Genomic DNA, 20210 nt, shown 5'->3' with positions numbered 1-20210 from the left:
GGTTGTCAGGAATGCACCTTAAGGTACGCCCCTGACGCCGACCTCGGCAGGAGACAGATCATGAAATCAGGTTTTATTGCCAACACCACGCTGCTGAGCCTGCTGCTCAGTGGTTACGCCCTGGCGGATGACCATTGCAGCGACCCGGTGAGCGACTGGCAACCGCGCGAAACCCTGCGTCAGCAGGTAGAGCGGCAATACGGCTGGAGCGTGCAACGCATCAAGGTCGACGACGGTTGTTACGAGCTCAAGGGGTTGGACCGCAAAGGCAATGCCATCGAAGCCAGCTATTCGCCGGCCTCACTGCGCCTGCGCACGTTCGAGATCCATTTCCTCGACGACGGCGATGCCAGGGATTACCTCGGCACCCCGCTCACCGAGTGATGCCTTACCTGCCGATGAGTTTTTCCTGCGCTTCAGGTTGCTGCCAGCAAGCAGGTCCAGGCTCTTGGCCTAACGATCAAAAAGGACACCCCCATGAAAAAGATCATCGCAGCCACTTGCCTTGCCGGCGCCATTGCCCTGCCGGGCCTGGCCCAGGCCCGTGAAGTGACCTTGACCACCCAGCTCAAGAACTACAGCGGCAATGAAGCTTACCTGGCGATCTACGTGACCGACGCCAACGGCCAATACCAAAAAACCCTTTGGGTGGCCGGTAAGAAGGCCAAGTACTACAAGCATCTGGGCGACTGGGCCCGGGGCAGCGCAATGAACCCAAGCGAGTTCGACGGGGTCAGCGGCGCCAGTGTCGGCAGCGGGCGCACGCTCAAAGTCAGCGTCGAACTGGCCGACACCCTGATTGATGCCGGGTATCAGATCCGCATCGACAGCGCCGTCGAAGACAAACGCGATGCCCGCGCTGATGTCAGCGTGCCCTTGACGTCTGAGGGCGCAGGCAAGCCGGCGCCCGGCAATACCTACGTCAGTTCCTTTACTTACGACCTGTAGCACCCGCCATTTCTGGAGGCTGAACATGCTTCGCCAGTTCCATTCCCTACCTGGCCTGATCGCCGCCCTGTTGGTCATGCTGTTGGCCATCAGCGGCGCGATCCTGTCCGTCGAGCCGGCCCTGGAGCACCTGCAAAGCACGCCCACTTCTACTGGGCAACTCAATGTCGGCCAACTGGCCGGGCGCATTGCCAGCCACTTTCCGGGCGTGGAGCAGATCCAGCGCACAGCGTCCGGCACGGTGCTCGTCTACTACAACCAGAACGGCCAGGCCGGGGCGCAATCGGTCAACCCACTGACCGGCCAAGGCCTCGCCCCATACGAGCCCTCCCCGTTCTCCCGTTGGGTGAAAGAACTGCACCGCTCACTGTTTCTTGGCACGCCGGGCCACGGCGTATCGGGAGCCGGCGCGCTGTTCATGCTGATGCTGTCGGTGTCGGGTGCGCTATTGCTGGCCCGGCGCCTGGGCGGCTGGCGCAACCTGCTGCGGCCACTGCGGGGTACCTTCAGCCAGCGCTGGCATGCTGAAGTCGGGCGCCTGGCACTGCTCGGGCTGCTGCTGTCGGCATTGAGCGGGCTTTACATGTCCGCCACCGGCTTCGGTTTTATCGCCGACGGCAGTCAACCAGAGCCTGCCTTCCCCGCCCACGTCAGCACCGGCCCGGCCTTGCCAGTAGGGAAGCTGCAAGCGTTGCAGGCCACCGACCTGAACGACCTGCGCGAGCTGGTCTTCCCCAGCCCTGGCAACCCGCGCGATGTGTTTTCCCTGCGCACGGCCCAAGGTGAAGGCTACGTGGATCAGGCCAGCGGCGCCTTGTTGTCGTATCAAGCCTACGACCCGATGCACAACCTCTACGAGTTGATCTTTCGGTTGCACACCGGCGAAGGCCTCTGGTGGCTGGGCCTGCTGCTTGGGCTCTGCGCCCTCTGCGTGCCGCTGATGAGCGTGACCGGCATCCTGTTGTGGTGGCGCCGCCGCAAGGCTGGCCCGACTATCCGCCACAACACCCCGGCCCACTGCGCCGACAGCGTGATTCTGGTGGGCAGTGAAAACAACAGCACCTGGGGCTTTGCCAACACCTTGCACGACGCACTGCGCCGCAGTGGCCATCAGGTGCATAGCGCGCCGATGAATGAATGGACGGGCGACTACCCCACTGCCCAACGGGTGTTGATCCTCACCGCGACCCACGGAGACGGCAATGCACCGGCCTCGGCTTCGCAGTTCCTGGCGCGGTTGGCCAAGACCGGCCTCAAGCCCGGCCTGCCCTTTGCCGTGCTGGGCCTGGGCGATCGCCAGTTTACGCAGTTCTGTCAGTACGCCCATCAGGTCCAGGAGGCAATGTCCCAGGCCGGTGGCTCGCCCTTGCTGGGGCTGGAAACCGTCAACCGCCAGTCCTCTCAGGAGTTTGCGCGCTGGGGCCACGCGCTGGGCGAAGCGTTGGGCCAGGAACTGCTGCTGGTTCACACCCCGCAACCGCCGCGTACACATCAATTGCAACTGACAGAGCGGGTTGTCTATGGCGAACAGGTGAACGCGCCGACCCACATACTGCGCTTCAAAGCCCGCGGCAAATTGCCGGGCTTTCTGGCCGGCGACCTGGTGGGGATTGTGCCCCCCGGCAGCCCGATCCCGCGTTTTTACTCGTTGGCCAGCGGCTCCCAGGACGGCGTGCTGGAGATCTGCGTGCGTAAACACAGCGGTGGCCTGTGCTCGGAGTTCCTTCATGGCCTGGGCATCGGCGCGCATATTGAGGCGTTTATCCAGCCCAATCCGCAATTTCGCCCGGCATCGGGCGCCCACCCGGTGATCCTCATCGGCGCCGGCACCGGCATCGGTCCTCTGGCCGGTTTTATCCGTAACAACAAGGCCCGGCACCCCATGCACTTGTATTGGGGGGGGCGCAACCCGGCCTCGGACTTTCTCTACGAGCCGCAGCTTAACCAATACTTGTCGGACCAGCGCCTCACGGCACTGCGCGCCGCCTTCTCTCAGAGCCAGGACCACAGCTATGTGCAAGACCGGCTGATCGGCGATGCGCCGGCCTTGCGCCGACTGATTGAAAAAGGCGCCCAGGTGCTGGTGTGTGGCAGCCGCGAAATGGCCAAAGGCGTGATGCAGGCCCTCGATGAGGTGTTGGCGCCTCTGAACCTGAATGTGCTGACCCTCAAGGCACAAGGACGCTACCGTGAAGACGTCTACTGAGTTGCCGCGCCACAGCCTGAGCGGTGAAACCATGGGCACTCGCTACACCGCCCTGTTTTATGCCAACGCCGGGATCGATGTCGACGATGTTGGCCGTCGCCTTGCCCACGCCGTGGCTCGGGTGGACCAACAAATGTCCACCTGGAAACCCGGCTCGGACCTCAACCGCCTCAACGCCGCCCCCGCTCACGACTGGGTGCCCGTTCCCAAGGAACTGGCCACGGTGCTGGCTGCTGCACTGCGCGTCAGTCAGCAATCCGGCGGCGCCTTCGACATCGCGGTGGGTGATCTGGTCAACGCCTGGGGGTTCGGCCCTGGAGAGCAGACGGGCCCGGAGCAAGCGCTCGGTACCCTGGCGCCGAGCCCCCGCGTGTTGGCCAGCGCCGCGCTAGTGGTTGACTCGCAACGCAATCAGGTGCGCAAGCGCTCGGCGCTGAACCTGGATTTGAGTGGCATCGCTAAAGGTTTTGGCGTGGATGAGCTGGGCCGTTGCCTGGAGGGTTTGGGTATCACCCGCTACCTGGTCGGCATCGATGGCGAGATGCGCGCCCGGGGCATGAAACCTGACGGCCGGCGCTGGGCCGTGGCCCTGGAAAAGCCCACCCGCGGCGTGCGTGAAGTGATGGGTGTGATGGAACTCAGCGATGCCGCTATCGCGACCTCCGGGGACTATCGACATTGGGTGGACGTGGCCGGTCAGTCCTATGCCCACACCATGAACCCGGCTACCGGCGCACCGCTGCGCAATCGGCTCGCCGCCGTCACCGTGGTGGCGGCCTCGTGCATGCTCGCCGATGCCTGGGCCACGGCGCTGATGGTCTTGGGCGAAACCCAGGGCCCACGCCTGGCCCAGGAACGCGGGATGGATGCGTTGTTCGTGCTGCGCGAGGGTCAGCAGTACAAAGAAATCTCGATTGTTGGCGGCCAGTTGCAGGCGCAGATTGAAAGCCGCTGACACCGAAAACTGGAAGGTGGGCATCACAAACAGGTCCGCTAGCAGCGGCCAGGCCTCTGAACGGCTATTCAGGGCGACAACTAAACTGTCGCCCTTTAGGCTCCCCTAGAGCGGCAAATACCCGAACAGCGACTTGCTCTCCAGGTACTGGTCAAATCCCGCCTCACCCCACTCGCGCCCGTTACCCGACTGTTTATAGCCGCCAAAGGGCGCGGCTTGGTCGGCTCGGGCGCCGTTGAGGTGGACCATGCCGGTGCGCAGGTGGCGCGCAACTGCGCGGCTGCGCTCAAGGCTTGCCGAAGTGACGTAGCCCGACAAGCCAGTCAACCTGATGCCCGCCCGCTCTGATGACTTCGACTGGCATAAAGACCCCGGCCTGCGGGTGCTACACCTCCCCTTCGCCCTACAGGCCGATCGCGGACCATTGTTTAGCTACCTGTGCTTCTGGTGGTCGTGGGCTGGTTACGCGTTGGGCGCCTGGCCCAAGCCTGAAGCCAGGGCCACCGCAGGCAGATAAAACCGAACTCCCAGGGCTAAAACCGATCAGTTCCTTACAGACCCTGGCGTAAGGAGCCTGCATTTTGTTCACGTCCCGTACCGCCCGACTGCTCGGCGCCTGGCTGTTGTGCGCCAGCGCCGCGCTGCATGCTGCCCCTGAACCCACCCCGGCCGCCGAGCCTGAGCCGGCCAAGGCCGAACTGTTGGTCGAGGGCGGTTTGCTCGGCGCCATCAGCTCCAGCATCGAACAAGTGCAAGACAAACTGGACCTCAACGAGCACCTGATCGACGCCTGGCGCTTACGGGCCGACCGCGCTGCGGATGAGGTGGGGCGCTTGGTCAACCAGCCGTCGCAGCGCTCGCCGTGGAGCGTGGCCGGGGATTTTGTGCTGTTGTCGGCCCTGTGGGTCGGTGCCTTCGCCACTCTGAACCTGCTCGGGCGCTGGGCGGTGGCGCGTTTGCAGCGTCGCGGTTTTGTAAAGGCCCGCCCACGCCTGCTGGCGGTGTTGGGCTATGCCCTGCCCTGGACGTTGCCCGCGCTCATCTGCCTGCCCCTGACGCTGTACGTCAGCCACTGGCTGCCCACGTCGGTGGGCCGCGCCCTGGCTTTGTGTTTTGCCTATGCCACCAGCAGCGGGATTGTCTCCACCTCGGTGCTGCTGGGCGTGATCGTGATGTTCAACCTGGGGCACAAGCGCCCGGCGGTACGGATCATCCGCCACTACTGCCCGCAGCCGTTGTTCTTGATCGGCTTTCTCGCCGCTCTCAGCGATGCCCTGACCAGCCCGCAGATCGCCCGGCAATTGGGCTCCAACATCACCAGCAGCGTCGCGGTGCTCACCGGCCTGCTGGCCTCGGTGGTGTTCGGCCTGCTGGTGATCCGCCTGCGCCGCCCGGTGGCGCACCTGATCCGCAACCGCTCCCTGGCCCAGCGCTTGAAGCAACCGGCGCTGCAGGAGTCGCTACGGATTTTTTCCGGGTTGTGGTACTGGCCCATCCTCCTGATGGTGCTGGTGTCGGCAATCAACCTGATCGGCGCCGGCGAAGACAGCCAGAAAGCCCTGCGCTGCGCCCTGTTCACCACCGTGCTGCTGATTGCCACGGTGTTCCTCAGCACCCTGTTGCAGCACCTGTTCAGGTCCCGCAGCGCGGTGGCGGTGCAACGCAGCAGCGCCTATAAGGAACGCTTCCTCAGCCTGTTGCATGCGCTGTTGCGCATCGTCATGGCGGTTGCCTTTATCGAGATCCTGGGGCGCATCTGGGGTGTGTCGCTGTTCGAGTTTGCCCAGCGCAACGCCGTGGGCCGGGCCATCAGCGACTCGTTGAGCAGCATCGGCTTGATCCTGCTGGTCACCTGGCTGTTCTGGGTGGTGCTGGACACCGCCATTCAGGAAGCCCTCAAGCCACCGGCCAACAAGCGCTCCAGCCGCCAGCCCAGCACCCGGATCAAGACCATCCTGCCGCTGCTGCGCAACGCGGTGAAAATCATCCTGGTGGTGATCTGCGCCATCACCACCATGGCCAACCTGGGCATCAACGTCGCGCCGCTGTTGGCCGGTGCCGGGGTGGTGGGCCTGGCCATCGGTTTTGGTTCGCAGCAACTGGTGCAGGACGTGATTACCGGCCTGTTCATCATCATCGAAGACACCCTGTCCATCGGCGACTGGGTGGTGCTCGACTCCGGCCACGCCGGCACCGTCGAAGGCCTGACCATCCGCACCCTGCGCCTGCGCGACGGCAAGGGCTTCGTGCATTCGGTGCCGTTCGGCCAGATCAAAGCCGTCACCAACCAGTCGCGGCAGTTTGCCTATGCGTTCTTCTCGGTGCAGTTCACCTACGACACAGACGTGGACAAGGCCTTGGAGCTGATCCGCGAAACCGGCCATTCGATCCGCGAAGACAGCTTCCTCAAGTACAACCTGCAAGGCCCGCTGGAGGTATTCGGCGTCGACAAGATGGACCTCAACGGCGTGACCCTCACGGCGCAGTTCCGCACCGTGTCCGGCGGCCAGTACGCGGTGAGCCGGGCGTTCAACCAGCGGCTGAAGAAATTGGTGGATGGCGCGCCGCAGGTGCAGTTTGCGCAGACGTTTGGCAATGCCGCTGCCGGGGCGCTTGCGCTGAGAGGCTGATGCAACGCCTGTGGGAGCGCAGTATTCCCACCGCGATAAATGCTTGCCTGTACCGGCCTCATTGCGGGCAAGGCCCGCTTGTGGCGGGCGGGAACACCCCCAGCTCGACAACCGGCAAGTACCCCTGGGAGCGAGCCTGCTCGCGATGGTGGCGCCCATCCGGCCTCTGTAGTGACGGCTAGCGGCGAAAAAGCCGTTAGTCGCCACCCCCCGCGATGGATTAAAGTAGCCACCCCAGCCCGCGGGTTATTTCGACGCCTCGGGCCACCCCTTCCAGGAACCGTCATCGATGGAACATCGTGAAGCGCTGCTCGCGCTGCGAACCTTTCTTTCAACGCAGATTCTCGGCCAGGAAAAACTCATCGAGCGCCTGCTCATCGCCTTGCTCGCCGACGGCCACATGCTGGTCGAGGGCGCGCCGGGGCTGGCCAAGACCAAGGCCATCAAAGAGTTGGCCGAAGGCATTGAAGCGCAGTTCCATCGCATCCAGTTCACTCCCGACCTGCTGCCCGCCGACATCACCGGCACCGAGATCTATCGCCCGGAAACCGGCAGCTTCGTGTTCCAGCAAGGGCCGATCTTCCACAACCTGGTGCTGGCCGACGAAATCAACCGCGCCCCGGCCAAGGTCCAGTCGGCGTTGCTCGAAGCCATGGCCGAGCGCCAGGTCAGCGTCGGGCGTAGCACCTACGAGTTGTCACCGCTGTTTCTGGTGATGGCCACGCAGAACCCCATCGAGCAGGAAGGCACCTACCCGCTGCCCGAAGCCCAGCTCGACCGCTTCCTGATGCACGTGAAAATCGGCTTCCCCGATGCCGCCGTCGAGCGGCGCATCCTGCAACAGGCCCGTGGCGAAGCCCTCAACGGCGAAACCAAGCCCGAGCGGCGGGTCAGCCAGCAGGCGATTTTTGCCGCGCGCAAGGAAATCCTTGGCCTGTACATGGCCGACGCCGTGGAGGAATACCTGGTGCAACTGGTGATGGCCACGCGCACACCGGCCAAATTCGACCCGGAAATGGCCGAGTGGATCGCCTATGGCGCCAGCCCGCGCGGCTCCATTGCCCTGGACCGCTGCGCCCGCGCCCACGCCTGGCTGGCGGGGCGCGACTTCGTCAGCCCCGAAGACATCCAGGCTGTGCTGTTCGACGTGCTGCGCCATCGCATCATCCTGTCCTTCGAGGCCGAGGCCGCGGGCATCGACCAGGACCGCGTGGTGCAACGCATCCTCGACGTCGTAGCCGTCGCTTGAGCCCCATGGCCGCCAGCGAACCGGGAATCCGCGTCAGCCTGGGTGAGTTGATCCAGATGCGTCACCGCGTGCGCGAAGTGCAGCTGTTTTCCACCCCCAGCCAGCGCAGCCCGCTGATCGGCCTGCACCACTCCAAGCTGCGCGGGCGCGGCGTGGACTTCGACCAGGTGCGGGTCTACCAAGCCGGCGACGACGTGCGCACCATCGACTGGCGCGTCACCGCCCGCACCCAGGAACCCCACACCAAGCTGTTCCACGAAGAGCGCGAGCGGCCGATTTTTATCATGGTCGAGCAAAGCCGCCGGTTGTTCTTCGGCTCCGGGCTGATGTTCAAATCGGTGCTCGCCGCCCAGGCCGCCAGCCTCATCGGTTGGGCCGCACTGGGCCACAACGACCGGGTCGGCGGCCTGGTGTTCGGCGACAACCAGCACTACGAAGTCAAGCCGCGGCGCAGCAAGCAGAGCCTGCTGCAACTGCTCAACCGCCTCGTGCGGGTCAACCAGGGCCTGGGCACCGACAGCGAACCAGACCGCGACGCCCTGGGCATGGCCCTGCGCCGCGCCCGCGAGGTGCTGCGCCCCGGTAGCCTGGTGATCGTGATCTGCGACGAACGCGCCTTGTCCGACGGCGCCGAACAGCAATTGAGCCTGCTGTCGCGCCATTGCGACCTGCTGTTGCTGCCGCTGTCCGACCCGCTGGACCACGCCCTACCCGCCGCCGGCCTGTTGCGTTTCGCCGAACGCGGCGCGCAACTGGAACTGGACACCCTCAACTACGACTTGCGCCAGGCCTACCGCGCCCAGAGCGAAGCGCGCATCGCCCGTTGGGAACTGCTGGCGCAAAAACTGCGGGTGCTGCTGATGCCCCTGAGTACCCAAAGCGAGATGGTCGAGCAACTGCGCGAATACCTGAACCCGCAGCAGCGCCCGGGGAAAACCCCATGAACGAACTGGCGCAGTTGCAACCGCTGATCGCCCCGCCGCCCGTGGCGTTCTGGCCGCCCGCGCCGGGCTGGTGGCTGCTGGCATTGCTGCTGCCGGCACTGGGGTTCGGCCTGTGGCAACTGCGGCGCTTCCTGCCACGCCGGGCACCGCTGGCCCGCACCGAACAACCCCTGGACCCAGTGCGCCTCGCCGCCCTGGCCGAACTGGCGCTGCTGCCCAAACCCTACGACGGCGCACCGGCCGGCGCCTGGCTGCAACAGCTCAATGGCCTGCTCAAACGCCTGTGCCGCAACCACTACCCCTATAGCCAGAGCCACACCCTCAATGGCCGCAAATGGCTGGCGTTCCTCGACAACCGCTGCCCAGCCGCTGGCCTGACACGCTGGATGGTGTTGGTCGAAGGCGCCTACAAGCCCGAATGCAAGCTCGACGACAAGGCCATCGCCGGCCTGACCCAAGCGGTCGAAACCTGGATCCGCAAACATGTTTGAGTTCGCCTGGCCCTGGCTCTTCGCCCTGCTGCCGCTGCCCTGGCTGCTGCGCATCCTGCTGCCGGTGGCCGACAGCGGCGAGCCGGCCCTGAGCGTCAGCTTCCTCGCCGACCTCGAAGGCCTGGCCCGGCGCCGCGCCCGGGCCAACCTGCCCACTTGGCGCCAGCAGGCCCCGTTTATCCTGTTGTGGCTGCTGCTGCTGGGCGCCGCCGCCCGCCCGCAATGGCTCGGCGAGCCGCTACCGATTGCCGCCAGTGGCCGCGACCTGCTGGTGGCGGTGGACGTCTCCGGTTCGATGGACTTCCCCGACATGCAATGGCAAGACGAAGACGTCAGCCGCCTGACCCTGGTCAAGCACCTGCTGGGCGACTTCCTGGAGCAGCGCGAAGGCGACCGCGTAGGCCTGATCCTGTTCGGCAGCCAGGCCTACTTGCAGGCTCCGCTGACCTTCGACCGCCACACCGTGCGCACCTGGCTCGACGAAGCCCGCATCGGCATCGCTGGCAAGAACACCGCCATCGGCGACGCCATCGGCCTGGGCCTCAAGCGCATGCGCCAACGCCCGGCCCAGAGCCGGGTGCTGATCCTGGTCACGGACGGTGCCAACAACGGCGGCGAAATCGACCCACTCACCGCCGCACGGCTGGCGGCTGAAGAAGGCGTAACCATCTACCCCATCGGCATCGGCGCCGACCCACAGCAAAGCGGCACCCTGAGCGTACTGGGGGTCAACCCGAGCCTGGACCTGGACGAACCGACCCTAGAAGACATCGCCCGGGTCACCGGCGGGCGCTACTTCCGCGCCCGCGATGCCGAGCAATTGCAGGCTATCCGCAACACCCTCGACCAACTCGAACCCGTCACCCAGCAACCGACCCAGGCCCGCCCCGCCCAGGGCCTTTACCACTGGCCGCTGGCGCTGGCCCTGTTGCTGAGCATGCTGCTGGTGGTGCGCGAGCGCTGGCCGGATAACCCGGTGCAACGCCTGCTCAACAAAAAGCACTTCCTGCAACCGCTGCCAGACTGGCGCCAACGGCTTAAACGCCTGCGGCTGCGGAGGCGCCGATGATTGCCCTCTGGCCGCAATGGCTGCGCCCCGGCTGGCTACTGGTGCTGCCCCTGCTGGGGTGGTTGCTGTGGCACCTGTGGCACCGGCAAAAACGCGCCGGGCGCTGGCAGATGATTCTGCCGCCCGCCTTCCACCGCGTGCTGCTCACCGGCGGCAATGGCCGCGAAAGCCGCTTACCGTGGATCGTGCTGGGGCTGGCGTGGCTGTTGGCCGTGCTGGCGCTGCTCGGCCCCAGTTGGGAACGCGTGGAGCAAACCAGCCAGAAACCCGCCGACCCGCTGGTGGTGGTACTGGAATTGACCCCGCAAATGCTCGCCAGCGACGTCACGCCCAATCGCCTGGAACAAGCGCGGCGCAAACTGCTGGACCTGCTGCACTACCGCAGCGACGCGCAGACCGCCATCGTCGTCTACGCCGGCAGCGCCCACACCCTGGTGCCGCTGTCCGATGACCTGGCCACCAGCCGCAACCTGCTGGAAACCCTCAAGCCCTCGATCATGCCCCAACCCGGGCAACGCGCCGACCTGGCGGTGGAAAAGGCCCTGACCCTGCTCCAACGCGGCGCCCTCGGCCAGGGCCGCATCCTGCTGATCGGCTCGACCCTGTCGGAGCAGGAACGCCAAGGCATCCGCCAGGCCCTGGGCAGCCACGGCCCGCAGTGGCTGATGCTCGGCATCGGCAGCCGCGAAGGCGCGCCCGTGACCCAGGAGGACGGCAGCCTGCTCAAGGACGAACAAGGGGCGATTCTCGTCTCTCGCCTGGACAGCCCCAGCCTCAGGGCCTTTGCCAATGACTTGGGCGGGCGCTACCGCCAGGCGCGCCTGGACGACAACGACCTGCGCGGCCTCGGCCTGTTGGACGGCCCCCGCGCCTTGCGCAGCGACGGCCAGACCCTGCGCCTGGACACCTGGGCCGACCAGGGCCATTGGCTGCTACTGCCATTGTTGCTGCTGGCCGCGTGCGCCGGGCGCCGGGGCTGGCTGTTTTGCCTGCCGCTGCTGTTCATGCTGCCGCAGCCCAGCCAGGCCCTGGACTTCAACGACCTGTGGCTGCGCCCAGACCAACAGGGCCAGCGCCTGCTGGAGCAACAGCGCCCATTGGAGGCCGCCCGGCACTTCCAGGACCCGCAGTGGCAAGGCGTGGCCCTGTATGAAGCCGGCGACTACGCCACTGCCGCCGAGCGCTTCGCCCAGGGCAACGACGCCCGCGCCCATTACAATCGCGGCAACGCCCTGGCCCGCAGCGGCGAACTGGAGGCCGCGCTGGACGCTTACGAACAGGCCCTTGAGCGGCAACCCGAGTTGCAACCGGCCCTGCGCAACAAAGCCCTGATCGAACGCTTGCTCCAGCAACAGCCGCCCGCCCCGCAAGCCACCCAGCCGCCGGCCGACAACGACGGCGAACCGGCTCAGGCCAACCCCGGCGGCGCCCCCCAGGCCGGCGACAGCGACCAGCCATCCACCGAACAACCTTCGGCCGCAGGTGAAGGGCAACCCCAGGAACCACGGCAACCGGGCCATACTGACAACCCGCCCGGCGAGCCGAGTGATGACGCCACCACCACCCCGCCCCTGCGCGGCGCCGTGGCGGGCAGCGACGAAGAACACCGCCAGGCACTGGAACAGTGGCTGCGCCAGATCCCCGACGACCCGGGCGAGCTGCTCAAGCGCAAGTTCTGGTACGAACAGCAACACCAACAGGATCAGGGAAAAACTCGATGACCCGCTGCGCCCTTCTCTTGCTTGCCCTGACGCTCTGCGCCACCCAGGCCCAGGCCGCGCAACTGCTCGCCAGTGTCGACCGCAGCCGCCTGAACGCGGGCGAAACGGTGGAACTGACCCTCGAATCCAACGACGTCACCCTGTTCGGCAAACCCGACCTGACGCCCCTGGACAACCTGTTCGAGGTACGCGGCACACGCCAGGTCAACCAGCTCACCACCCTGGGCGACGACAGCCGCGCCACCACGCGCTGGATCATCACCCTGCTGCCGCGGCGCACCGGCAGCGTAGAAATCCCATCGCTGCAACTGGGCCAGGCCCAAAGCCCGGCCATCGCCCTGCAAGTGCTGGAAAACGCCACCAACGAGCGCGTCGACAACCTGCAAGCGGTGTTCATCGACGCCAGCCTCGACCAGGCCAGCGTCTATGTGCAGGCCCAGGCCATCCTGACCCTGCGCATCTACCACTCGGTGTCGCTGTACGACGACAGCAGCCTGACCCCACTGCACATCCCCGACGCGCGCATCGAACAACTGGGGGAATCGCGCACCTACGAAAAGCTCATCAACGGCTTGCGCCACGGCGTGATCGAGTTGCGCTACGCGATCTACCCGCAACACAGCGGCGAACTGCTGATCCCGGCCCAAGTGTTCAGCGCCACGCTGGTGGACACCGAGAACGGCCAGCCCCCACTGCAGGGCAAGTTGATGCGCGTCAGCTCGGCGCAAATACCCCTGGAGGTCAAGGCCAAACCCGCCGCCTACCCGGCCGACACGCCCTGGTTGCCGGCCCGCAGCCTAAGCCTGAGCGAAAGCTGGAACCCCGATCCGGCGCACAGCCAGGTCGGCGACTCCTTGACCCGCAGCCTGACCCTCAAGGCCGAAGGCCTGTCCAGCGCCCAGTTGCCACCGCTGCCGGCCACCGCCGTCAACGGCTTGCGCCGCTACCCGGACCAACCGGTGCTGAGCAACCAGAACACCGAACGCGGCCTGATCGGCAGCCGCGAAGACCGCGAGGCCCTGGTGCCCAGCCGCAGCGGCACCTTCGAGCTGCCGGCCGTGGAGGTGGTGTGGTGGAACACCCATGAAGATCATCTGGAGCGCAGCAGCCTGCCGGCGCGTACCCTGCAAGTGGCGGTCAACCCCAGCCTGGTGGTCGATACCCCGGCCAGCGCCACGCCAGGCACCGCGCCCGCCGACAACCGCGCGCTGTGGCCATGGCAACTGAGCACCCTGGTGCTGGCCATCACCACCCTGCTGGGTTTCGGCCTGTGGTGGCGCGCACGCTGGCAACCCGCGATCCTGCGCGCCACGCAAACCGGCCCGAGCCCGCGCACCCTGCTGGACGACCTCAAGCGCGCCAGCCTGGCCAACGACCCGCAAGCCACGCGCCAGGCCCTGGACGCCTGGGCCCGGCAGCAGGCAGAAACCCTGGCCGACATGGCGGCGCGCTTCGTGCCCTTGTCCGATGCCCTGGACGGTCTCAACGGCGCGCTCTACAGCGAAACCGGCCAGCACTGGCAAGGCGAAGACCTGTGGCGCGCGATCCGCACCCTGCCCCAGAGCGAACGCGTGCAAGACCCGGTCAGCGACAACGGCAGCCTGCCGCCGCTTTATCCCAAATGATTTTTTGTCTGTTGCCAGGTAGCAAGCGCGCTCGCCCGCGCTGGGGGGCGCAGCGCCCCTGGGCGGGCGAGCGCGCTTGCTACAACAACAACCCTCGCTGAATTTCACGGAGTCTGCCTTGCGTCTGTTTCACACTTCCGACTGGCACCTTGGGCAAAACCTGCACGGCCAGGATCGCGATTTCGAGCACAGCTGCTTCCTCGCATGGCTGTTGCGCCAACTGGCGGCAGAACAGCCCGATGCGCTGCTGATCGCCGGCGATATCTTCGACACCGTCAACCCGCCGGTCACCGCCCAGGAGCGGCTCTACGACTTCATCGTCAGTGCCCATGAGCAACAGCCGACGCTGACCATCGTGATGATCGCCGGCAACCATGACTCTGGTTCACGCATCGAACTGCCCGCGCCGCTGATGCGCCGTTTGCGCACCCACGCCATTGGCCGCGTGCTGTGGCTCGACGATGGCCAGCTAGACGCCGAACGCCTGCTCATTGCGTTGCCACGGGCCGACGGCACCCTCGGCGCCTGGTGCCTGGCGCTGCCCTTCCTGCGCCCGGCCGAAGTCACCGGTACGCACCTGGGCGACGACTACCTGCGCGGTATCGGCCAGGTGCACGAAGGGCTGATCGCTGCCGCCAACGCTCGACGCGAGCCGGGCCAGGCCCTGATCGCCATCAGCCACGCCCACATGGCCGGCGGTTCGGTGTCCGAAGACTCCGAGCGCAGCCTGATTATCGGCAACGCCCAGGCCCTGCCCGCCAGCCTGTTCGGCCCCAGTATCAGCTACGTCGCCCTCGGCCACCTGCACAAGCCGCAGAAGGTCAACGGCGAAGCGCGCATCCGCTACTGCGGCTCACCCATCCCGCTGTCGTTCTCGGAAATCGGCTACCAGCACCAGATCCTCGACGTGCGCCTGCGCGGCGAAACCCTGGTCAGCGTCGAGCCACGGCTGATTCCCCGCGCCGTCAACCTGCAACGCCTGGGCCCGGCCCCCTTGGCCGACATCCTCGTGCAACTGGCCGACCTGCCCGACATCGACCTGCTGGCCGACACCCAGCGCCAACCCTGGCTGGAGGTGCGGGTGCGCCTCGACGAGCCGCAACCGGACCTGCGCCAACAGGTGGAAACCGCCCTGCAAGGCAAAGCCGTGCGCCTGGTGCGCATCGCCGCCGAGTACGCCGGCACCGGCAGCCGCGAGGGCGAGGCCGACGGCGCGCGCCTGATCGAGTTGGACCAACTCACGCCCCAGGAGCTGTTCAGCCGCGCCTGGCACGACAGCTATGGCAGTGCGGTCGATGAACAGACCCTGAGCGACTTTGCCCAACTGCTGCAAGACGTGCAGATGCAGAGCGAACAACCATGAAAATCCTTGCCATCCGCCTGAAAAACCTCGCCTCCCTGGCCGGCCCCATTGAGATCGACTTCACCGCCGAACCCCTGGCCAGTACCGGCCTGTTCGCCATTACCGGGCCCACCGGCGCCGGTAAAAGTACCTTGCTCGACGCCTTGTGCCTGGCCCTGTTCGGCAGCGTGCCACGGCTGAACAACACCGGCCGCGACGCCAAGGTGCCGGACGCCGACGGCGAAATCGCTACCAGCGACCCGCGCACCCTGCTGCGCCGGGGCACCGGCGAAGGCTACGCCGAGGTGGATTTCGTCGGCATCGACGGCCGCCGCTACCGCGCCCGCTGGGAAGCCAACCGCGCCCGGGACAAGGCCAGCGGCAAACTGCAAGCCAGCCGCCAGAGCCTGCGCGACATCGACCAGGATCGCTTGCTGGCCAGCCAGAAAGGCGAATACAAAACCCAGCTCGAAGCCGCCCTGGGTCTCAACTTCGAGCAGTTCACCCGCGCCGTGCTGCTGGCGCAGAGCGAGTTCAGCGCCTTCCTCAAGGCCGACGATAACGACCGCAGCGAACTGCTGGAAAAACTCACCGACACCGCCCTCTATACGCGCCTGGGCAAGCGCGCCTTCGACAAGGCCAAGGAGGCCCGCGAAACCCACAAACTGCTGCAGGATCAGGCCAGCGGCGTCACCCCCCTGGCGCCCGAGGAGCGCGCGGCCCTGGATGTGCGCTTTAACGAAGCGCAGCAGCAGCTCAAGGCGCGCCAGGCCAGCCTCAAGCAGTTGGAAGCCCAACACGGCTGGCTCAAGGAACTGCGCCAGTGGCAAGCGCAGCAACACAGCGCCGCCGAGCAACTGCACCAGGCCCAGCAGCACTGGGACAGCCTTGCCGGGCAGCGCTTGCAGGTCGCGCGCTTGGAGCAACTGGCACCGCAACGCCATGAGTTCGCCCGCCAGGCCCACCTCGCCCAGCAGCTCACGCCCCTGGCGGCGTCTATCGAACAGCACCTGAGCCAACAAAGCGCCCTGCAAGCGCAACAGGCCCAACTCGAACGGGGCCAGGCGCAGGCACAACAGGCCCTGGCCGAGGCCGAACAAGGCCAACATCGCGCCGCGCCCCTGCTGCGCCAGGCCTTCGCCGAACAACTGACCCAGGCCCGCTTGGCCAAAGACTGCGCCCACAGCGCCGAGCTCAAGCAGCAAGCCGAACAGGCCTGCGCCGAAGGCCAAGCCACCCTCGACGCTTTGCGCGAACGGCAAACGGCCGTCGCTGCGCGCTTGGACAACATCGCCACGCAACTGGCCCAAAGCACGCCACTCGCGCCCCTGGCCGACGCCTGGAACGCTTACCGCGATCGCTTGCAGAACCTGGTGCTGGTGGGCAATCGCCTCAACCAAGGGCAAGCGGAGCTGCCGGAACTGGCCCGCAGCGCGGCCGTCGCCGCCGAGCAACTGACCCAGCAGCGCCAACAGCTGGAGCTGCTGTACCAAGAGGCCGGGGCCGAGCCTCAGGCCGTGGCCGAGCAGATCCAGTTGCTCGGCACCCTGTTGCAGGACAACCGCAAGCACCTGCGGGCTCTCGAAGAACTGACCCGTGTGTGGCGCCAACAGCAAGAGCTGGGCAGCCGCAGCCTCGACCTGCAGCAGCGCCAACAACAAGCCCTGCAACACCGCGAACGCCTGACGGGTGAAGGTGTACAGGCCAAGCAGCAACTGAGCGTCGCCGAACAGGCCCTCAACGTCACCCGCGAACTGCTGGAGCGCCAACGCCTGGCCCGCAGCGCCAGTGTCGAAGAACTGCGCGAGCAATTGCAGGACGACCAACCCTGCCCCGTCTGCGGTAGCGCCGAGCATCCCTACCATCAACCCGAAGCCCTGCTCCAGAGCCTGGGCAAGCACGACGAAGGCGAGCTGACTCGCGCCCAACACGCCGTCGAACACCTCAAGGAAACCCTCATCGAGCTACGCGCCCAGGTCGGCGGCGTGATCGCCCAGCAAAAAGAGCTGCTGCAACAACAGGAGCAACTGGCCAACCAGCAGCAGGCCCTGGCGCCCCTGCTCGACGCCCACCCCCACGCGCCGGCGTTGCTTGCCCAGGAAGCCGCCGCCCGCGACGCCTGGCTGGCCCAACAAAGCAGCCAGTTGGAGCAGCGCATCGGCCAGGACGAACAGCGCCAAACCGCGCTGCAAGCCCTGCAACAGGACGCCACGCGCTTGCAGCAGCAACTGCGCGCCGCCGAAACCGCCGCCCAGCAGAGCGCGCAAGCCCTGGAAAAACAGCAACAAGCCCTGGACAGCGACCGCCAGCGCCAGGAGGAAGAGTGCGGGGTATTTGCCAGCCTGTTGCCCGCCACCACCCTCGCCGCCCTGGGCGAAGCACCGGCCGCCACGTTCATGCAGTTGGACCAGCAGATCGCCCAGCGCCTGGAGCAATTGCAGCAGCAACGGGACGAGCGCGAGGAACAACAACAGCGCCAACAAACCCTGGAGCTGGAGCAAGAACGCCAGCAGGCCCGCCAGCTTCAGCAACAAGCCGCCGAACAACAGTTCAGCACCCTCGCCGCCCAGCAACTGGCCAGCCAGCAAGCGCTCACTGCGCTGCTGGGCGAGCAGCCCGGTGCCGAACAGTGGCAACACACCCTGCACGAACACGTCGAGCAGGCCCGCAGCGCCGAAGCCGCCGCCCGCCAGGCGCGCCAGGACAACAGCGATCGCCTGCTGCAACTGAGCGCCGAACTCAACGCCGCGCAACAACGCCAGCAAGCGCTTCAGGGCGAGGCGGCAGAACTTGAGGTGCGCCTGGTGCAGTGGCGCGCGCGCCATCCGCAACTGGACGACGCCGGCCTGGTGCAATTGCTCGACATCGACGAAGTGCAGTTCAACCAGATGCGCCAAGGTCTGCAGCACAGTGAAAAAGCGCTCGAACAGGCCAAGGTGCTGTTGCACGAGCGCGACCAGCGTTTGCAGGAGCATCAGGCTCAGCACAATGACTACCTCGACGCCGAACCCCTGGCCCAGGCCTTGGCCGAGGTGCAAGGGCAACTGGCCGCCAGCGAAGAACACAGCGCCCAGTTGCGCGCCGAGCAGGCCGAAGACCAGCGCCGGCAAGCGACCAACCAGGCCCTGGCGCAGCAGATCGCCCAGGCCTATGACGAGTATCAGCGCTGGGCGCGGCTCAATGCGTTGATCGGCTCGGCCACCGGCGATACCTTCCGCAAGATCGCCCAGGCCTACAACCTCGACCTGCTGGTGCACCACGCCAACGTACAACTGCGCCAACTGGTGCGCCGCTACCGCCTCAAGCGCGGCGGCAGCATGCTGGGGCTGTTGGTGATGGACACGGAAATGGGCGACGAACTGCGTTCGGTGCATTCGCTGTCGGGGGGCGAAACCTTTTTGGTGTCCCTGGCCCTGGCGCTCGGTTTAGCGTCCATGGCCTCCAGTACCCTGAAGATCGAGTCGCTGTTTATCGACGAAGGCTTTGGCAGCCTTGACCCCGAATCCCTGCAACTGGCCATGGACGCCCTTGATAGCTTGCAGGCCCAGGGGCGCAAGGTGGCGGTGATTTCCCATGTGCAGGAAATGCACGAGCGTATCGCGGTGCAGATCCAGGTGCGCCGCCAGGGCAATGGCCTGAGCACCGTGGAGGTGAAATGAGTGAGGTGACGCTGTATTCCTTCCGCCGCTGCCCTTATGCCATGCGCGCGCGCATGGCTTTGCGCTACAGCGCGGTGGCGCTGCGTATCGTGGAAGTGAGCCTCAAGGCCAAGCCCGCCGAAATGCTCGCCCTGTCGAGCAAGGGCACGGTGCCGGTGCTGGACACGGGTGCGGGGGTAATCGACGAAAGCCTGGAAATCATGCACTGGGCCCTGGCCCAGCACGACCCCGACGATTGGCGGCTACAGGGCAACCTGCCCGCGCAACAGGACAGCGCCGCGCTGATCGAGGCCAACGACCAGGTGTTCAAGGTGCACTTGAACCACTACAAGTACGCCGAGCGCTATCCCGCGCACTCCATGGCGTTTTATCGCAGCCAGGGCGAAGTGTTCCTCACCGACCTGGAGCAACGCCTGCAAGGGCGCGACGCGTTGGTGGCCGGGCACCTGAGCCTGGCCGACTTTGCCCTGGCGCCGTTCGTGCGCCAGTTCGCCCATGTCGACCGCGACTGGTTCGAGCAGGCACCGTACCCGCGTGTACGCGGGTGGCTGGGGTCGATTCTGGCAGCGCCGTTGTGTGTCGCGATCATGGCCAGGTAAACCTGGCCACGTACCTCAGCGCGGGGTCTTGTGATCCAGGGCGGCGTAGAAGTTGGCGCTCTGTTGCAGGTATTTGTGGGTGTAGGTGGCGGATTTCTTGTCGCTGATTTCCACACTGGCACTGGCCGGCAGGACCACGCTGGCAGAGATGGCGGATGCGGCAATAACGGAGAAGAGATTGAAATTCATCGCGTAAACCTCGGGGTGTTGGTTGGCTTGCTTGCCCGTTGGGGCCGTGAAGCCAACTTACGCCCGGGGTAACGCCGCGATGAAATTCTTTGTAACACTACTTTCTATCACTGGGATTGATACTAAGACGCAGGCCCCATCAACCGCGGGCTGCGACCGAGTGACGCAGCCTCCCCTCAAACCCCCTCAGATTCGTTGTCGCCCTCATCGCCGTCGTCGCTGGGGCTGAATGCACTCATGCACACCAGCAAGTGCTCGCCAGAGTCGCTGCTGATGTTCCAGCGATTGAGTACCGCGTCAAACCGGGCCTGGGCCACTTGTTGGGCATTAAAGCGCCAGCGCCGGGTGTCCCGGCCATCCATGCACTCGACCTGCAACAGGTCGTTGTCGAACGAAAATTCAAAACAGAACAACCCATCGATTTCCAGCATGTTGCTGTCTTTGAGGGCGCTGCTCAGGGTTTGGCTTGCATCAGTCATTGGAGGCGATCAGTCGTGGAAGAGGCGACATCATAGGCCAAAACCCTCCAGCGGGCCCCAGCCAAGTGCGGTCCAAGGCAGTTTCTGTCGGTAGCCGGTTACCG

General features: G+C 65.9%; 16 protein-coding genes and 1 pseudogene. 14 read left to right on the top strand and 3 right to left on the bottom strand.

Going from position 1 to position 20210, the window contains the following annotated elements; genetic code table 11:
* The first annotated feature begins 60 nt into the window (after nt 1–60).
* The 4 genes from AC19YR_RS21020 (at nt 61) to AC19YR_RS21005 (ending at nt 4109) form a co-directional block, all read left to right on the top strand.
* Complete coding sequence (locus AC19YR_RS21020) at nt 61–384, top strand: PepSY domain-containing protein (RefSeq protein ID WP_095109757.1); 324 nt, start codon at nt 61–63, stop codon at nt 382–384.
* A gap of 93 nt (nt 385–477) precedes the next feature.
* Nucleotides 478–948 (top strand): DUF2271 domain-containing protein, encoded by a 471-nt coding sequence (locus AC19YR_RS21015; protein ID WP_095109758.1) that lies wholly within the window; start codon nt 478–480, stop codon nt 946–948.
* 25 nt (nt 949–973) lie between these two features.
* Complete coding sequence (locus AC19YR_RS21010; RefSeq protein ID WP_500600001.1) at nt 974–3154, top strand: PepSY domain-containing protein; 2181 nt, start codon at nt 974–976, stop codon at nt 3152–3154.
* The gene (locus AC19YR_RS21005; RefSeq protein ID WP_500599999.1) at nt 3138–4109 is read left to right on the top strand and encodes an FAD:protein FMN transferase; all 972 of its coding nucleotides are present in this window, start codon (nt 3138–3140) and stop codon (nt 4107–4109) included. Before AC19YR_RS21010 ends, AC19YR_RS21005 begins: the two co-directional genes overlap by 17 nt.
* A gap of 105 nt (nt 4110–4214) precedes the next feature.
* Here the strand turns inward: AC19YR_RS21005 and AC19YR_RS21000 are convergent.
* A pseudogene (locus AC19YR_RS21000) lies at nt 4215–4430 on the bottom strand (aldehyde dehydrogenase family protein); the annotation flags it as partial.
* A 260-nt stretch (nt 4431–4690) separates the two neighbouring features.
* On the opposite strand from AC19YR_RS21000, the gene AC19YR_RS20995 reads away from it, so the two are divergent.
* From AC19YR_RS20995 to AC19YR_RS20950, 10 genes are all read left to right on the top strand, one after another.
* Nucleotides 4691–6739, top strand: coding sequence for a mechanosensitive ion channel family protein (locus tag AC19YR_RS20995; RefSeq protein WP_500599997.1), 2049 nt, complete (start codon nt 4691–4693; stop codon nt 6737–6739).
* Between the two features lie 289 nt (nt 6740–7028).
* Nucleotides 7029–7988 (top strand): AAA family ATPase, encoded by a 960-nt coding sequence (locus AC19YR_RS20990; RefSeq protein ID WP_003218556.1) that lies wholly within the window; start codon nt 7029–7031, stop codon nt 7986–7988.
* A gap of 5 nt (nt 7989–7993) precedes the next feature.
* Nucleotides 7994–8932: a DUF58 domain-containing protein gene (locus AC19YR_RS20985; RefSeq protein ID WP_095109761.1), complete on the top strand. Its 939-nt coding sequence runs from the start codon at nt 7994–7996 to the stop codon at nt 8930–8932.
* Nucleotides 8929–9423: a DUF4381 domain-containing protein gene (locus AC19YR_RS20980; protein ID WP_095109762.1), complete on the top strand. Its 495-nt coding sequence runs from the start codon at nt 8929–8931 to the stop codon at nt 9421–9423. The genes AC19YR_RS20985 and AC19YR_RS20980 overlap by 4 nt, the downstream gene beginning before the upstream one ends.
* Nucleotides 9416–10492, top strand: a complete 1077-nt coding sequence (locus AC19YR_RS20975) for a vWA domain-containing protein (RefSeq protein WP_500599995.1) — start codon at nt 9416–9418, stop codon at nt 10490–10492. Before AC19YR_RS20980 ends, AC19YR_RS20975 begins: the two co-directional genes overlap by 8 nt.
* Entirely contained in the window at nt 10489–12213 is a 1725-nt protein-coding gene (locus tag AC19YR_RS20970; protein WP_500599993.1) for a vWA domain-containing protein, read from the top strand. Before AC19YR_RS20975 ends, AC19YR_RS20970 begins: the two co-directional genes overlap by 4 nt.
* On the top strand, nt 12210–13838 hold the full coding sequence (locus AC19YR_RS20965) for a BatD family protein (protein WP_500599992.1): 1629 nt from the start codon (nt 12210–12212) through the stop codon (nt 13836–13838). Before AC19YR_RS20970 ends, AC19YR_RS20965 begins: the two co-directional genes overlap by 4 nt.
* 118 nt (nt 13839–13956) lie before the next feature.
* Nucleotides 13957–15201 (top strand): exonuclease SbcCD subunit D C-terminal domain-containing protein, encoded by a 1245-nt coding sequence (locus AC19YR_RS20960; protein ID WP_095109766.1) that lies wholly within the window; start codon nt 13957–13959, stop codon nt 15199–15201.
* Nucleotides 15198–18839 (top strand): AAA family ATPase, encoded by a 3642-nt coding sequence (locus AC19YR_RS20955; RefSeq protein WP_500599991.1) that lies wholly within the window; start codon nt 15198–15200, stop codon nt 18837–18839. Before AC19YR_RS20960 ends, AC19YR_RS20955 begins: the two co-directional genes overlap by 4 nt.
* Nucleotides 18836–19438, top strand: a complete 603-nt coding sequence (locus AC19YR_RS20950) for a glutathione S-transferase (protein WP_500599989.1) — start codon at nt 18836–18838, stop codon at nt 19436–19438. Before AC19YR_RS20955 ends, AC19YR_RS20950 begins: the two co-directional genes overlap by 4 nt.
* Nucleotides 19439–19453: 15 nt before the next feature.
* On the opposite strand, the gene AC19YR_RS20945 is transcribed toward AC19YR_RS20950, so the two are convergent.
* Together AC19YR_RS20945 and AC19YR_RS20940 are read right to left on the bottom strand one after the other, a co-directional pair.
* Nucleotides 19454–19627, bottom strand: coding sequence for a hypothetical protein (locus AC19YR_RS20945; protein WP_176465129.1), 174 nt, complete (start codon nt 19625–19627; stop codon nt 19454–19456).
* A 176-nt stretch (nt 19628–19803) separates the two neighbouring features.
* Entirely contained in the window at nt 19804–20106 is a 303-nt protein-coding gene (locus AC19YR_RS20940) for a DUF5629 family protein (RefSeq protein ID WP_095109769.1), read from the bottom strand.
* Nucleotides 20107–20210 lie beyond the last annotated feature (104 nt).

This window comes from Pseudomonas sp. MF08817 (genome assembly GCF_059862705.1).
The sequence above is the reverse complement of the archived record's forward strand: the minus strand, read 5'-3'. Positions and strand labels throughout refer to the sequence as shown.

Coding starts and splice junctions, on each gene's coding strand:
- AC19YR_RS21020 (WP_095109757.1), top strand. CDS start 61: ATGAAATCAGGTTTTATTGCCAACACCACGCTGCTGAGCCTGCTGCTC.
- AC19YR_RS21015 (WP_095109758.1), top strand. CDS start 478: ATGAAAAAGATCATCGCAGCCACTTGCCTTGCCGGCGCCATTGCCCTG.
- AC19YR_RS21010 (WP_500600001.1), top strand. CDS start 974: ATGCTTCGCCAGTTCCATTCCCTACCTGGCCTGATCGCCGCCCTGTTG.
- AC19YR_RS20990 (WP_003218556.1), top strand. CDS start 7,029: ATGGAACATCGTGAAGCGCTGCTCGCGCTGCGAACCTTTCTTTCAACG.
- AC19YR_RS20985 (WP_095109761.1), top strand. CDS start 7,994: ATGGCCGCCAGCGAACCGGGAATCCGCGTCAGCCTGGGTGAGTTGATC.
- AC19YR_RS20980 (WP_095109762.1), top strand. CDS start 8,929: ATGAACGAACTGGCGCAGTTGCAACCGCTGATCGCCCCGCCGCCCGTG.
- AC19YR_RS20975 (WP_500599995.1), top strand. CDS start 9,416: ATGTTTGAGTTCGCCTGGCCCTGGCTCTTCGCCCTGCTGCCGCTGCCC.
- AC19YR_RS20970 (WP_500599993.1), top strand. CDS start 10,489: ATGATTGCCCTCTGGCCGCAATGGCTGCGCCCCGGCTGGCTACTGGTG.
- AC19YR_RS20965 (WP_500599992.1), top strand. CDS start 12,210: ATGACCCGCTGCGCCCTTCTCTTGCTTGCCCTGACGCTCTGCGCCACC.
- AC19YR_RS20955 (WP_500599991.1), top strand. CDS start 15,198: ATGAAAATCCTTGCCATCCGCCTGAAAAACCTCGCCTCCCTGGCCGGC.
- AC19YR_RS20950 (WP_500599989.1), top strand. CDS start 18,836: ATGAGTGAGGTGACGCTGTATTCCTTCCGCCGCTGCCCTTATGCCATG.
- AC19YR_RS20945 (WP_176465129.1), bottom strand. CDS start 19,627: ATGAATTTCAATCTCTTCTCCGTTATTGCCGCATCCGCCATCTCTGCC.
- AC19YR_RS20940 (WP_095109769.1), bottom strand. CDS start 20,106: ATGACTGATGCAAGCCAAACCCTGAGCAGCGCCCTCAAAGACAGCAAC.